Here is a 15658-nt window from a genome sequence, read left to right as displayed (position 1 = left end):
TTAAGCCTCAGCACTAAACGTATCTCTCTGTAATTCGTTTCCTTCGACTTGCTCGCTACGCCAGTTACGCAATTCTTCTTGAATCCCTGCTGTAGCTATAGCATCATCCGATTGTTCCTCACGCTCACGCGAACGGCGTTGTTGCTGAGAGTTACTTCCCGGCTGACGGCCTCCATCCTGATACATCTGTGATCCGATTGAACTGTTCTGAGTAACCTCAAGTCGTTCCACCTGAATCCCCTGGGCTTGAAGTGAAGAACGCAGCTGCGTCATTTGTTGTTCAAGCATGTCTTTAGCCATCGTATGTTCAGTCATAAACCGTGCAACCAACTGCCCGTTCTGCAAGGTAATTTGAACATCCAATTTACCAAGATGCTCAGGCCGAAGTGAGATGGTCGCCTCGGAAAATCCTTTTTGCTGGACAATATCCAGCTTGTTAACAACAAACTGTGTCATTTCCTTGGCAAACTGTGATGTTTGCATTACAGGTTCAGCCGGTTTTCCTGCTGTTGTACCTGATGAACGCAAGGACAACTCTCCTGCAGTAATGATGGTTGAGTGTTCCACTTCTCCACCTGCATTTGAAGCAGATGTTGTCTCAGCCTCAGCTTTCACCTGGGTTCCAGAATTCGCCACTGCCGCAACAAGAACTTGTGGTACGACCGAATCCTGTTTGGATGTTTGAAGCGAAGTACTTGGAGCGACCTGTGCAGTCTGATCCTTAACTGCAGTCAATGTATCCAGTATGGATTTCAGTTCAGTCCATCCTTTGTTACTAGTGGTATCCACTCCAGCCTCTTGAAGCTGACTCTGCAGAGATTGTAACAAATGTTTGAATTCAGGAGCGTTCTTCGCAACGTTACTCTCAGGATCATTCATTCCAGCTACTAATTGTGTAAGCATATCTTGTAGAACAAAACGTACTGCTGCTGGATGCTGCGACAGTTCAATTGCGGGTACTGTTTTTACGCTTTCCGCTCCGTTCGAAGACTCGTCGGAACCTTCTGCATTAGTACCTGAAGGATTACTTAATTGTGTATACATCTGTTGAATCAGAGTTTGCAAACCTGCAAGTAGAGCTGGGTCATTTTCCAAAGCTTCGTCAAGCACATCCAAGTCCGTGAACAACGAATTCAGTACTGCCGTGATTGATGCCGCTTCTCCTTCTTCACTTGTAGCAAAGGAAAACACCAACGGATTGGCAGTTAAACTTCCGGTAGCGCTTGAACTATCACCTTCTGTGTTTCCTCCAGATAGCGATTGTGCAAGAGTTTGGAGAAATTCACCGCTAGCACCTGCAGCTGAACCTTTCGATTGTGCTCCGGTTGTCTGACCTGTTCCCGTTGCTTTTGCAGATGCTGTGGATGCCATTTGATATACAATCGACATTTATTTTCACCTCCTCTCGGTTATACAGTGTAATCAGCTCTACTTGTTACCCATTAATCTGTTCAAAATTTTTGCAGTTTCAACCGAATCCTCTGAAGACATGTTCTCAAGCAATTGAGAGCGTGTTGCATCATCTACTGAATTCAGGATGGTCAATGTTTTGTCAGGACTTAACTTGTATGTTTCCAATAAAAGCTTGGCACCACTTGAAGCAGACATCGAAGCAAATGTTTGACTAAGCTGGTTTTTATCTAGGTTTTTGCTTGTGGTTGTGGATGCAGTTGAAGTTGCTGCGGTTTCTTTCTTCAATCTGGATTGCAGCGCATCCAGTGCCAGATCTCCGGACGGTTTAGCATCCTTCATCATCATGGTGACATCGGCTGCTGTTTTCGGGTCCATCTTTTCAAGTACCTTGGTCCGAGCAGATGACTGCATGGCATTCAACAACAGTACCATTTCCTCATTCGTCATATTTTGCAAAATCGGTGCAGCTTTGCTTGGGCTCATGTCAGCATACATTTTAGCCAAATCTTTGATTTGTTTCTGATAATCAGATTCCGTTTCGGGCGTTGCTGCTGTAGCCGTTTCAGCCGCTTTTTCCGCATCATCCAACTTTTTCTGAAGGTCCGTGGCCTTCTTTGCTTCGGTTGTTGTCGCTTCCTGTGCTGCCTTGAGCTCTGTTTCTTTGGCAGTTACTTGGGATTTCAGCTTTTCGATTGTGGCTTCAGCACTTTCAACCTGCTGCTCACTCTTCTCCAGCTTCTCCTTCTCCGGATCCAGTACAGGATCAGGTACCCATTCCTTGACTACCGGTATCTTGTTGGCGAATTCAAACAAATTATTACGAATATCTACATTAAATAGCGTAAGTAGTACACCTAGCAATACTACGGTGAATACAATCGGGATTGAAATCATGAGAAACTTTTCCCAACCGCCTCCCGACTCTTTTTCCATGTCGCTATCATCTTTAACAGCCATCGTTCATTCCTCCTTCACGAGACAACTTCGCGTCCGGCTCACATCAATTCGCGCGTCCGGCTTTGGCAGCGAAGCGTACAGTAGCCATCTCGTCCAGATCGTTCTGTTCCCGGAGGAGCATCTCCTGCTGAAATTTGATTTTTGCCTTGTCTCTCGCTCCAAGCCATACTTTTTCATCAACCATCTTACCGTTCAAAAACGTCTGATTCCGTTGCACATTGACCTGAGCATGTTTAACATCACTGTTTTTGCGTGAAATGCACTCGTCAAGGTGATGTACATAACGCTGCATCTCCTGCAGACTGTTTACAGACGCTGTATTTTCCGTAGCAGATTGTATAATGCCGATCAGATTACTTCTATCATTAAGAAGTTGTATCAGATGTTCTTCCTCCGTCTGAAGTTTACCGATCGCTGTGGATAACATCCACTCTGCCTGTGTTTTTTCATTACTCTTCAGGTCAACAACTTTCTGGAAATGATATCGAAATTTCATCGTTTACCCATTCATCTCCTTGCAAATTCAAGAATCAAACGTTCCTGTACTTCACTTAAAGTGACTTTCTCGTCGACTTTCTGCTTGGTAAAGTTCCATATACTATCAATCTGGTCTATCGATTCATCTATGGCTGCATTTGATCCCCGCTGGTAAGCTCCAATATTGATCAAATCTTCCGATTCTTTGTACACAGCCATCAAACGTTTCATATTATTAACGGCTTCCAACTGCTCTTCTGGAGCAATATCCTTCATAACACGGCTTATGCTGGCTAACACATCAATCGCTGGAAAATGACCTTTATTTGCAATGGATCGATTTAACACAATGTGTCCATCCAAAATACCCCTTACCGCATCCGCAATCGGTTCATTCATGTCATCCCCATCGACCAGAACGGTGTAAAAGGCTGTAATCGAGCCGGTAGGCCCTGTACCCGCCCGTTCAAGCAGTTTGGGCAAACTTGCAAAAACCGATGGCGTATATCCTCTCATTGCCGGAGGTTCACCTACGGCAAGACCCACTTCCCTTTGTGCCATCGCATATCGGGTTACCGAATCCATCATGAGCATCACGTTCATTCCACGATCTCGGAAATACTCTGCAATAGTGGTCGCAATAACTGCTCCCTTAATCCGAATCAGGGCAGGCTGATCTGATGTTGCAACAATGACTACTGAACGTTCCAGTCCTTCCGGACCCAGATCCCGTTCAATAAAGTCGCGTACCTCACGTCCACGCTCACCCACAAGCGCGATGACATTGACATCTGCTGCTGTATTACGAGCGATCATGCCCATCAATGTACTCTTACCAACACCAGAACCGGCAAAAATACCTACACGCTGTCCCTTACCTACGGTCAACAATCCGTCGATAGCTCTTACACCAACACCCATCGTTTCAAGTACACGCGGACGATCCATTGGATTAACCGGTGTATTGGAGGTAGAGTACATCGGCATTCTGGATGGAAGGAGGGAACCGTCCAGCGGTTGTCCAAGTCCGTCCAATACTTTACCGAGCAATTCGGAGCCTACCTGAACGCCGAGTGGTTTACCCGTACCTACTACATCGCAACCAGGACCGATGGATTGAAGTTCACCCAGTGGCATAAGCAGCACTTTGTTATCTCGAAACCCAACAACTTCGGCCTGAAGAGGCTTGGCTGATTTACCAGGATAGATATAACATACGTCACCGATACTTGCATCTGGCCCTTCTGACTCCACCATAAGACCAATGACCTGAGTAACTTTGCCGTTAATACGAACAGGATCGAATTGGCGCAAATGTTCCATATATCGCTGTGAACTAAGAACCTTCATGTTGATTTTTTCGCTCCTCATCCTCAAGTGCTATGCGGACCAGTTCTTTTTTAATCTCAGCAAGCTGTGTATCAATTCTCGCATCTACACTTCCGAACGAAGAACGAATGACACATCCCTTATCTTTGACCGTTGAATCAGGCAAAATCTGCAATTCTGCCTGAGAGTCAATGGAAAGAGACAATTCTTCACGAGCTGCCTGTACAAATGTAAACTGATCAGGTGCCACACAAAGTGTGATCAAGCCCTGCTCCCGCTTACGTGACAAACTCTGACGAATCAGTTCCAATGTATGATCGGGTTCAATGGTAAGTTGCTTATCAATGACTTTCTCAGCGATCCCGCAAGCGAGTTCCACGAGGAACGGTTCGGCTTCCTGAATGATCTGATCTTTAGCTACATAAGCTTCCTTGAGCACTTCCTGGGCTTCATTCATCATCTTTTCGATCTGCACCTGGAGATCCAGTTCAGCTTGTACTTTGCCTTCTTCAAAACCCTGTTGGAAACCTTGTGAACGAAGTGCTTCGGTCAGATGTTCATCCTGTTGTCGTTGTTCCTGCCACCAGCTATCGATCTGTTCACGGGCTTCTTGAAGCATGCGCTCCGCTTCTTCTGAAGCTTCACGTACTTGCTTTTCTGCAAACTCCTTGGCATCTTCCAGCATCTCTGCGGTGAGACGTTGTGTTTCTTCGTCCACGCGTGCTTGAAGCGTTTCTGCTTCAGAACCTTCAGCACTATCACCGTATAATTCCGTTTCAGACTCCTCAGTACCACCATAATGATGATGATTTTCAAGTTTTTTACGGTCATCAACGGGTACATACTGGAAAGACTTAATCAAATTAGACAATGATATCATCTCCTCCACCGCGTGCGATAATGATCTCACCGGCTTCTTCCAATCTGCGTATCGTTCCTACGATACGTGTCTGAGCTTCCTCAACATCACGCAATCGCACAGGTCCCATGAATTCCATCTCTTCTTTGAATGTTTCGGACATCCGTTTCGACATATTCCGGAACACGGCATCCCGAACTTCTTCGCTTGCCACTTTGAGTGCGAGTTGCAAATCTGCGTTGTCGATATCCCGAATAATGCGCTGAATCGAACGATCATCCACATTGACGATATCTTCGAATACAAACATGCGTTTTTTGATTTCCTCTGCAAGCTCCGGATCCTGAATTTCAAGCGAGTCCAAAATAGTACGCTCTGTACCCCGATCGACTCCGTTCAGAATCTGAACGATCGATTCGATACCACCAGCATTGGTGTAATCCTGCGTTACGGTAGAGGATAACTTCTGTTCCAGAACCCGCTCCACTTGAGAGATGACTTCCGGCGAAGTACTATCCATAACAGCCACCCGGCGAGCGACATCTGCCTGTTTCTCTTGCGGCAAGGATGATAGAATCGCTGCTGCCTGTTCGAATTGCAGGTAAGACAGAACCAAGGCAATCGTTTGCGGGCTTTCATTCTGAATAAAGTTCAAAATTTGGTTCGGATCTGCTTTGCGCGCAAAGTCAAATGGTCTGACTTGCAGCGTAGCTGTCAAACGATTAATGACTTCAAGTGCTTTTGATGAACCCAGAGCTTTCTCCAAGATTTCTCTGGCGTAATTGATACCGCCCTGAGAGATATATTCCTGCGCCAGACAGATCTGGTGAAACTCGGCCATGATCATATCCTTTTCGGAAGAATCAACTTTGCGAACGTTGGCAATCTCCAACGTAAGTTGCTCGATCTCTTCGTCACGCAGATGTTTGAAAATCTGAGCCGATACTTCCGGACCTAATGTAATCAACAATATTGCTGCTTTTTGTCTGCCAGTCAAACCTTGACTGCTTGCCTTTGCCAATGCGCTCACCTCTATTCGTCAGCCAGCCATGTACGCAGCAGATTGACGAATTCGTCTGGCTTTTTCTTGGCCAAACTCTCCAATTGTTTGCGCACCTGACTTTCGTTCGTTACACTGTCCAGCGTAATGGACGGGAACTCTGTTGCTATTGGAAGAGGAATCTCTTCTTCTTCGACTTCGTTTTGTTTGCGGCGACGGCGTACTAACAAAATAACTACCGCTGCGATCAATGCCGCTATGAGTGCGCCTCCACCCCACATCATCGTTGAGGAAAGTTGGAAACCTGTATTGTCTGCAGAGGCAGTCTGGAAGCCTTGTGACATGACTGAAACTTTCTTTGTCAGATCGGCGTCACTTATTACAGTGCCTGAGTCTGCCAGTGAAGCACGAACAATGTTAACCAAAATATTCTCAATTGCGTCCTGAACCGGTCCCTGTAATTCTGTTTCTCCATTCGGTGGTTCAACCGCAACGTTAATGGTTAAGTCTTTTACAGTATACGGACTGGAAATAATATCCTTGGCGATTCGATTAACATCGTAGTTTATAGTGCTTGATGATTCTTCGGAGGTAGAGTTACCGGTTGCATCAGATGATGGGTAACCCGGAACTTCCTCTTGTCCTGTGCCAGCAACACCACCTGTTGGATTGCTTGCGCCAGTGTAGCTCTTTTGAATCTCCTGCACACTGATCTCGATGCCTTTCATATTATCTACATCAACAGGTGTGACCAGATTTTCCTTACGTGTTTCTTTGTCAAAATTAAGCTTGGAGGCTACCAAAACATTAACTTTGTCTTCGCCTACAATCTGAGAAAGGAATTGCTTTACGTTATTACGGACATCGTTCTCAAACTTTTTCTGTAGTGCCATGTTCTCTTGAACTTCGGAAGACAACCCGCCACTGCCACCTCGGGCAGTTGGAATCAATTCTGCTTCATCTGTGTTTGTAATCGTGATGTTCTCAACAGGCAGATTAGGAATTGCAGTTTTGACCAAGTTAAAGTAGCCATCAACCGCTGCCTGATTTGGGTGATAACCCGGTTTGAATTGGAGAGCTACCGACGCTGATGCTTTGTCTTGTTCTTCTAAACCAGCAAAGATGTTATCTTTCGGCATATTCACGAGTACTTTAGCATCCTGTATCCCTTGCATCCGCTGAAGTAACTGTTCAACTTCTCCGTTTATAGCGTTGTTGTACTTTACATCAAACTCTTTATCCGTCATCCCGATGGGGGATGATGACTCCTCGAATGACTTATACCCTAATGAACCATTCTGAATAATCCCTTGAGATCCAACGTTCACCTTTGCAATTGCAACACTTGTACTCGGTACGGATATGGTCTTACCATCTGAACTTAATTTGTACGGAATGCTAGATGAATCGAGATAACTGATCACGCCCGCTGAATCACTTGCATTCAAATCTGTAAAAGCAACTTCATATTCTGTCTTGGACAATTGCATCGTGAGTACAACTGCAGCCAAAATCAGGAACAGGAAGGTGGATATAAATAATATTTTTTGCTTTTTGCTAAAACTATTCCAATACTGGGATGCCTTATCCCTGTACTGGGCGATTCTCTCATTCACTCTGTCACCCCATCCGAAACTTTGCTTAGTCTGTCCTTACTCAACCCTAGCCGTTTCATAGGTTGACGATCAGGAGCAGCATCGCAGCTGCTTTGTTGTAATGATCAGCGCTATTATCGAAGCGCAAGTAGGTTATTTTATAACTGCGTTCGCATAACTTCTTGGTATGCTTCGACCACTTTGTTTCGGACTTGAGTTGTGAGTTGTAGGCTTAACAAGGCCTGTTCTGAAGCAATCATCACCTGATCCACATTCGCTTTGCCGACCAAAAATTGATTCGACATTTCATGCGATTGAGCCTCCTGTGCTGCAACGGACCCTAATGCATTCTGTAAGTATGTACCGAAGCTCTGAATGGTTTCGGCTGGTGTAGAAGGCTTACTTTCGGTTGCACTCTTCATCTGTAGCGGTTGTATCCCCTGTGTGCTAAACATGTTGTTCTGAATCATTAATGTCCCTCCCCTTCATCCCTGGTTTGTATTTTTCTTATTTTCATTTCTAAGCAGATTATCTTCCAATCTCCAAAGCTTTGGAGATCATCGCTTTGGTTGAATTCAGTGCTGTTACGTTTGCTTCATATGAACGCGAAGCAGAGATCATGTCCACCATTTCTTTCGCAATATCCACATTAGGCATAAATACATATCCTTCTGCGTTTGCATCCGGATGAGAAGGGTCATACACAGGTTTCAAAGGTGACTGATCCTCGCGAATCTCCGTTACTCTTACGCCATCTCCTGAACCGCTACCTCTCATCTGATTTTGCAGCATCGTACCAAATGACGTTTTATTCGGCTCAAGCACAACCATTTTACGTTTGTAAGGGACCGCTTCACCATTGGATACGCTCGCGCGCGTCGTCTCTGCGTTGGCAATGTTGGAAGATATAACGTCCATCCGCAACCGTTGGGCTGTCAGAGCTGAGCTACTGATACTAAAACTATTACTAATGTTCAATTTAGATTATCTCCCTTCCACGCCAACACGCATGATTTTAATTTGTTCATTCACTTGCTGAATATAAGCGTTATAACGCAACTGATTCTCCGCCAGAAGACTCATTTCTCTGTCTATATCGACATTGTTTTCGTTGTTATTCATGGAGGTTGACTGGTCCATATTAACTACTGGCGTGGGTACGGAAGAGGAAGGACCTATGACAAAATGCCTTGCATCAGTTACTTTACCCTTAAGAACAGGCATATCTCCATTCATTTGCCCTTGCAACATTTCTTCAAAAGAAACGTCCGAGCGCTTGAAATACGGGGTATCGGCGTTCGCGATGTTGTCAGCAATTGTTCGTTGTCTGATATTGGACGCATCGAGTGCACCTTGCAATCTTTTAAAGCTGATATCGTTTAAAAGATTCACAATCCCCCTCCTCTCTTTAGAAGTTATGGAAAAATATTGTATCTTTTCCCTTGAAAATTCTTATGTTTTTTTCGACAAAAACATTCGTCTTTACACGGTTTTCTAGGACTTAAGTAGAATTAACTCTGATGTTGTCGTATAACATAAGTTTCTTCGAGTTTGGGATTTATTACAATAAGAAAAAAGCCCTATCTTTTCTGAAAGACAGGGCTTTTTGTGTATTTTCTGCAAATTATGAATTTTTTCGTAAATGTTCGGGCCCAAAACAAAATTATGTTAATACTCTTCCTTATTGTTCTTAAACATTCTTAAAATAAAAAAAAACTTTCAAGTCTCAACATGAGCTTATACCGCACGTAATTATGTATATTTCCGAATATTTCATAGTTGATAATGTTAGAATTTTTTGCCGTTATACTAAGGGTTTATGGACAATATGGTAGGTATACATACAAAGCTGTATATTAATCAATTGACAAGTTATCTTTCAAGAATGAAGAAAACTCGTCTTGCCCACACAACACTTTCTTAACAATTAAGTGGGGTCTATTTATTTTAATTTTAAGAAAACAATTAGTGACTTCAAACTTTTCAACAATTCATCATTTTGCGCATTTACGCAACATTTACCAATCTATCGACTAAACCGATGACCAGACTTGGAATAAGGAAAATTCTTTTAATGGAAATCATTGGGTATGGAATGGAAGAGTAACTACCACTCCGATAGGTTTTAACTCCGTATACATGCGGCACAAGTCCTAGGTTTTGTCGATCCGTATAACAACCACACATCTTTTATCGGTTGTAACATCAAAATCCTTTAGATAGAAACAAAAATAAACGATATGCGTTAAGTAGAGGGCGTTTGTGATTCGCTAAAGGATTGCTTCCCTTTGTGGATCACACAAATGTTCTCTACTCTCTTGCATACCGTTCATTTATAACATCATTTTAACAACTACATGGCTAGCGGCATTTTACAGGATATACTGACTCAAATCACGATCAAGCGCAATATCATTTAATTTCTCCCGGACATACTCCGGAGTAATCACCATACGTTCCAGTGTAAGCTCAGGTGCCTCAAAGGATAAATCCTCCAAAAGCTTTTCAAGAATCGTATGCAATCGACGAGCACCTATATTTTCTGTATTTTGATTGACGGATTCAGCCAATTTGGCAATCTCGCGAATGGCCTCATCCGAGAACTCAATCTCAATATTCTCTGTGCGTAACAGATCAACATACTGCTTGGTCAGTGCATTTTGGGGTTCAGTCAGAATGGATACAAACTCCTCCAGTGTTAGACTGCTTAGTTCCACACGAATTGGGAAGCGTCCCTGAAGCTCAGGAATCAAATCAGAGGGTTTGGCGACATGGAATGCGCCAGCTGCCATAAACAGAATATAATCCGTTTTGACAGGGCCATATTTCGTCATTACTGTAGAGCCCTCTACGATAGGCAGTATGTCACGTTGCACACCCTCACGGGATACATCAGGACCACTACCGCGCCCTTGACTGGCGACCTTGTCAATTTCATCTATGAAAATGATACCTGTCTGCTCCGCCCGGCGAATGGATTCTTGGGTAACATCATCCATATCGATCAATTTGCCTGCTTCTTCCTGGGTCAACACTTTGCGCGCTTCTTTGATGGCGAGCTTGCGCTTTTTCGTACGACGAGGTAAGAGGCTGCCAAACATCTCCTGCATGTTCATGCCCATCTGATCATTACCTTGACCAGCAAACATGTCCATCATGTTAGGCGCAGTGTCTTCGACATCAATCTCAATGATGTCATCCTCCAACTTGCCGGACAACAGATCAAACTTGATCTTACGGCGGCGTTCAGCAACCCCAGTATCCGGTTCTGGCTCATCCTGTTCCTGAACGTTGTTGCCATTATTACCAAAGATCATCTCAAAGGGATTACGCTGACTCTTGGACTTAGACTGTGAAGGAGCCAAAATATGTACAATTCGCTCATTGGCAGCTTCTTCAGCTTTGTCCTTCACTTTTTCAGTCCGCTCCAGCTTCACCATCCGCAGTGATGTCTCAATCAGATCACGCACCATCGATTCAACGTCACGGCCAACGTAACCTACTTCAGTGAACTTGGTAGCTTCCACTTTCACAAATGGCGCACCTACCAGTTTAGCGAGGCGACGAGCGATTTCCGTTTTACCCACACCGGTAGGTCCAATCATCAAGATATTTTTAGGCACAATGTCGTCCTGAGTGTGCTCAGGCAAAAGGCTACGCCGATAACGATTACGAAGAGCCACCGCTACCGATTTTTTAGCTTTCTTTTGACCTACAATATACTTGTCAAGCTCTGCAACAATCTGTCTCGGTGTTAACGCTTGAGTATTCATATTGCTTCCCTCCTACCAGTATGTTGAATTTATTTTTTCCTAACAAGGACAAAGAATCCCCTAGACGTCCTGGAGCAGATTACAGAATCATGCTCCACTACGGGAGATTTCTTTGGCTTATAACTCTTCTACAATAATATTACTATTGGTATATACACATAGCTCCGAGGCAATCTGAAGTGATTCACGGGCAATATCTTTCGCTTCCAGGTTTACTGCATGACGTTTCAACGCACGCGCAGCAGATAAGGCAAAGTTTCCACCTGATCCGATAGCAATAACGTCATCATCCGGTTCAATTATCTCCCCGCCGCCTGAAATGAGCAGCATACCTGATTTGTCCATCACAATCAAGAGTGCCTCAAGCTTACGCAAGATCCGATCCTGACGCCAATCCTTGGCAAGCTCTACAGCAGCACGTTGCAAGTTACCATGGTGCTCCTCGAGCTTACCTTCGAATTTCTCAAACAGGGTGATCGCATCCGCCACAGAACCAGCAAAGCCAGCAACAACCTGTCCGCGGTACAAACGTCTTACCTTCTTGGCTGTATTCTTCATCACAACACTTTGGCCCATGGTCACCTGACCATCTCCTGCGATTGCAGCCTTACCATTATGACGAACAGCACAGATCGTTGTAGCATGAAATGACATATCCATGATATCAGCATCCTCCCACGAATAATTTATACGCGTTCTGGAACAGTTAGACCTTCTGCCGCAGCAAAACTGGTGATGCCATCCAGGGCACGCTGTGCAAGAGCTTCATTTTTTTCCTTTTTGTTACGAATCTTTGTTTCCAGCTTCGGTAACAAACCAAAGTTTGCGTTCATTGGTTGGAAGTGCTTGAAGTCAGCAGTTGTAATATATTGAGCCATACTGCCAAGTGTTGTTTCTACCGGCAATACTACCAGTTCCTGCCCAAGTGCTGCTTTGGCTGCGTTCATGCCGGCAATCAGCCCTGATGCAGCAGATTCCACATATCCTTCTACACCCGTCATCTGACCTGCAAAGAACAGGTTTGGACGCTCTTTAAACTGATACGTCGGAAGCAGTAGTTTAGGAGAGTTAATAAATGTATTACGGTGCATTACACCATAACGAACGAACTCTGCATTTTCAAGTCCAGGAATAAGGGAAAAGACACGTTTCTGTTCTCCCCATTTCAGATGCGTCTGGAAGCCCACCAAGTTATATAGGGTTCCAGCTGCATTGTCCTGTCTAAGCTGAACAACCGCATGTGGCAACTCTCCTGTATGAGGGTTAACCAGACCTACCGGTTTCATTGGACCAAACAGAGCCGTCTGTTTTCCGCGTTTCATCATCACTTCGATTGGCATACAGCCTTCAAAGTAGATTTCTTTCTCGAACTCTTTCAATTGAGCGACTTCAGCAGTAATGAGAGCTTCATAGAAGACATCAAACTCTTCTTCTGTCATCGGACAGTTCAGATATGCCGCTTCGCCTTTATCATAACGTGAAGCCAGATACACTTTGTTCATGTCAATTGAATCTTTTTCGATGATCGGTGCAGCTGCATCATAGAAGTAGAAATACTCTTCCCCCATTAGTGCCTTAATTTGCTCAGACAATGCTGGTGAAGTCAGCGGCCCCGTTGCAACAACAACGATGCCATCTTCCGGCAGAGAAGTTAATTCCTCATTCACCACTTCGATGAGCGGATGCTGGTGCAACGTGGATGTAATCTCACCTGAAAATCCATCCCGGTCCACAGCAAGTGCCCCACCTGCAGGAACTGCATGTTTGTCTGCTGCTGACAATACGAGAGAATTGAGCATTCTCATTTCTTCTTTTAACACACCCACTGCATTGGTCAATCCATTCGCACGCAGCGAGTTGCTACATACCAGTTCTGCAAATTTATCCGTATGATGAGCTGGCGTTTTCACAACAGGTCTCATCTCGTATAATTTCACGCGTACGCCGCGACTTGCAATCTGCCAGGCCGCTTCTGTTCCTGCCAGCCCGGCACCAATAACGGTTACTTGTTGTTCATTCGTCAAAATCATTTACCCCCATAAAGCAATTTCATATTTCACTATAATTGAATTGATTCACATATATATTAATCTGCTGATTCGTCATCCGGTTCATCCACCGGCTCCTGATGATCACATGAAGTACACTGCAACCGTGCTCCCTTTTTGTTCCGCTTTTCAATCATTAGCGATCCGCAACTTGGACATGGTTTGGCTGAAGGTCTGTCCCATGAGACAAAATCACATTCAGGATATTTGTCGCAACCGTAGAAAATACGTCCTTTTTTGCTGCGACGCTCAACAACATGACCTTCCTTACACTTCGGACAAGTCACGCCGATATCCTTGATAATCGGTTTGGTATTCCGGCAATCAGGGAAGCCAGAGCACGCAAGAAACTTGCCAAAACGTCCGAGTTTATAAACCAGCGGTTTGCCGCACTTCTCACAGATCTCATCCGATACTTCGTCTTCAATCTCGATTTCTTTCATTTCTTCTTCCGCAAATTCAAGCCGTTTCTCAAAAGATTCATAGAACTCTGCGAGTACTTTGACCCAATCCTCGGAACCTTCCTCCACATGGTCAAGATCACCTTCCATGTTTGCGGTGAACTCTACATTCAGGATTTCCGGGAAAAACTCTTCCATCTGTTCGATGACCAGTTCACCCAGCTCGGTCGGCATGAATTTCTTTTCCTCAATTGCAACATATCCGCGCTTCTGAATGGTCTCCAGTGTTGGCGCATATGTACTCGGACGCCCTATACCCAATTCCTCAAGCGTCTTAACCAACCTTGCCTCCGTATATCGTGGTGGCGGTTGTGTAAAATGCTGTTTTGGCTCAATCTCCTGCTTCTCAAGCACATCTCCACTTTTCAACGGAGGCAGCAGACGATCTTCATCGGTTGTACCATCGTCGTTCCCTTCAACATATACCTTCATGAAACCTTGGAACCGTACCTTCGAACCTGCTGCACGGAAAATGGTGTCCCCCGCAGCAATATCTACAGAGAGTGTATCCAGGATAGCCGAAGACATCTGGCTCGCTACAAAACGTTCCCATACCAGTTTATACAACCGGAACTGATCACGACTCATAAACGACTTGATTGAGTCAGGATCACGCAGAATTGAAGTTGGACGAATCGCTTCATGCGCATCCTGAGCATTAGCTGCTTTTTTGGAATAGTTTCGTGGAGTCTCAGGTGCAAATGGCTCACCATACTTACCAACGATATATTCTTTGGCTTCTTCTTGTGCAGATGCTGCAATTCGTGTGGAGTCCGTACGCATATACGTGATGAGACCTACTGTGCCTTCTTTTCCAAGGTCTACACCTTCATATAGTTGTTGGGCGACCGACATCGTCTTGGAAGCTCTGAAATTCAATTTACGCGCCGCTTCCTGTTGCAGAGAACTCGTCGTAAACGGGGCGGAAGGGTTACGGCTCCGTTCTTTCTCTTTAACTTCCTTGATCGTAAAGTCTGCCCCTTCGATCTGTTTCAGGATCGCTTGCACTTCCGCTTCACTGCCCAGCTCTGTTTTGGCCCCGTTCAGTTTATGAAACTTGGCTTCAAACGGATTGCCGTCTGCTGTCAGTTTGGCGGTAATGCTCCAGTATTCTTCCGGCTCAAAATCATCAATTTCATTTTCACGATCTAAAATGATTTTAACAGCCACGGACTGAACCCGGCCTGCAGACAAACCTTTTTTCACTTTCTTCCATAATAACGGACTAATTTTATATCCAACGAGTCGATCCAGAATACGTCTTGCCTGCTGCGCGTTAACCAAATCCATATTGATTTTCCGCGGCGTTTTGAACGCATCTTTGACCGCCTGTTTTGTAATTTCATTAAATACAACCCGGCAATCTGCCGTATCGTCCAGTTCAAGGGCATGGGCCAAATGCCATGCGATAGCTTCACCTTCGCGATCCGGGTCAGCTGCGAGATACACTTTTTTCACTTTCTTCCGTGCATCCTTCAGTTCTTTCAAGATTGAACCTTTGCCGCGGATCGTAATATATTTCGGATTAAAATCATTCTCTACCTCAACGCCGATCTGACTCTTTGGCAAATCGCGAACATGCCCCATCGAAGCTTTTACGATGAACTTGCTGCCTAAATATTTGCCTATCGTCTTCGCCTTTGAGGGCGACTCCACGATTACGAGTGCATCCGCCATAGGTTCATCCTCCTCTCAGTCATGAAACTGTCATGAAACTGTTTCTGTAAGCTTATGCATAGTTAATAA

The 15658-nt window shown here is 44.7% G+C and carries 14 protein-coding genes; all 14 read right to left on the bottom strand.

What is annotated here, in order from left to right; genetic code table 11:
* Positions 1-1389 carry a flagellar hook-length control protein FliK gene (locus tag MKY44_RS09715; RefSeq protein ID WP_341006906.1) on the bottom strand — a complete coding sequence of 463 codons (1389 nt, stop codon included), beginning with the start codon at positions 1387-1389 and terminating at the stop codon, positions 1-3.
* Between the two features lie 39 nt (positions 1390-1428).
* A complete protein-coding gene (locus MKY44_RS09710; RefSeq protein WP_091017300.1) occupies positions 1429-2370 on the bottom strand; it encodes a MotE family protein in 942 nt (313 codons plus the stop codon).
* A 43-nt stretch (positions 2371-2413) separates the two neighbouring features.
* Positions 2414-2866 (bottom strand): flagellar export protein FliJ, encoded by a 453-nt coding sequence (fliJ, locus tag MKY44_RS09705; protein ID WP_036670362.1) that lies wholly within the window; start codon positions 2864-2866, stop codon positions 2414-2416.
* 11 nt (positions 2867-2877) lie between these two features.
* Positions 2878-4197, bottom strand: a complete 1320-nt coding sequence (gene fliI, locus MKY44_RS09700; RefSeq protein ID WP_036609365.1) for a flagellar protein export ATPase FliI — start codon at positions 4195-4197, stop codon at positions 2878-2880.
* Positions 4184-5047, bottom strand: a complete 864-nt coding sequence (locus MKY44_RS09695; protein WP_340020007.1) for a FliH/SctL family protein — start codon at positions 5045-5047, stop codon at positions 4184-4186. The genes fliI and MKY44_RS09695 overlap by 14 nt, the downstream gene beginning before the upstream one ends.
* Positions 5040-6056 carry a flagellar motor switch protein FliG gene (gene fliG / locus MKY44_RS09690; protein ID WP_047842476.1) on the bottom strand — a complete coding sequence of 339 codons (1017 nt, stop codon included), beginning with the start codon at positions 6054-6056 and terminating at the stop codon, positions 5040-5042. Before fliG ends, MKY44_RS09695 begins: the two co-directional genes overlap by 8 nt.
* An 11-nt stretch (positions 6057-6067) precedes the next feature.
* The gene (gene fliF, locus MKY44_RS09685) at positions 6068-7651 is read right to left on the bottom strand and encodes a flagellar basal-body MS-ring/collar protein FliF (protein ID WP_074094559.1); all 1584 of its coding nucleotides are present in this window, start codon (positions 7649-7651) and stop codon (positions 6068-6070) included.
* Positions 7652-7788: 137 nt separating this feature from the next.
* Entirely contained in the window at positions 7789-8100 is a 312-nt protein-coding gene (gene fliE, locus MKY44_RS09680; protein ID WP_017689190.1) for a flagellar hook-basal body complex protein FliE, read from the bottom strand.
* 58 nt (positions 8101-8158) lie between these two features.
* Positions 8159-8608, bottom strand: a complete 450-nt coding sequence (flgC, locus tag MKY44_RS09675) for a flagellar basal body rod protein FlgC (protein ID WP_017689191.1) — start codon at positions 8606-8608, stop codon at positions 8159-8161.
* 6 nt (positions 8609-8614) lie between these two features.
* Entirely contained in the window at positions 8615-9022 is a 408-nt protein-coding gene (gene flgB / locus MKY44_RS09670; RefSeq protein ID WP_036670359.1) for a flagellar basal body rod protein FlgB, read from the bottom strand.
* A gap of 980 nt (positions 9023-10002) precedes the next feature.
* A complete protein-coding gene (gene hslU / locus MKY44_RS09665; RefSeq protein WP_036609375.1) occupies positions 10003-11403 on the bottom strand; it encodes an ATP-dependent protease ATPase subunit HslU in 1401 nt (466 codons plus the stop codon).
* 117 nt (positions 11404-11520) lie between these two features.
* The gene (hslV, locus tag MKY44_RS09660) at positions 11521-12063 is read right to left on the bottom strand and encodes an ATP-dependent protease subunit HslV (RefSeq protein WP_076208907.1); all 543 of its coding nucleotides are present in this window, start codon (positions 12061-12063) and stop codon (positions 11521-11523) included.
* A 26-nt stretch (positions 12064-12089) separates the two neighbouring features.
* A complete protein-coding gene (trmFO, locus tag MKY44_RS09655; RefSeq protein WP_370511405.1) occupies positions 12090-13433 on the bottom strand; it encodes an FADH(2)-oxidizing methylenetetrahydrofolate--tRNA-(uracil(54)-C(5))-methyltransferase TrmFO in 1344 nt (447 codons plus the stop codon).
* A 56-nt stretch (positions 13434-13489) separates the two neighbouring features.
* On the bottom strand, positions 13490-15589 hold the full coding sequence (gene topA / locus MKY44_RS09650) for a type I DNA topoisomerase (RefSeq protein ID WP_124114065.1): 2100 nt from the start codon (positions 15587-15589) through the stop codon (positions 13490-13492).
* Between the last annotated feature and the right edge of the window lie 69 nt (positions 15590-15658).

Origin of the sequence: Paenibacillus sp. FSL R7-0026 (genome assembly GCF_038004485.1) — a bacterium.
In the GTDB taxonomy this organism is placed as follows: domain Bacteria; phylum Bacillota; class Bacilli; order Paenibacillales; family Paenibacillaceae; genus Paenibacillus; species Paenibacillus xylanexedens_A.
This window is presented reverse-complemented; position numbering and strand designations above follow the sequence as displayed.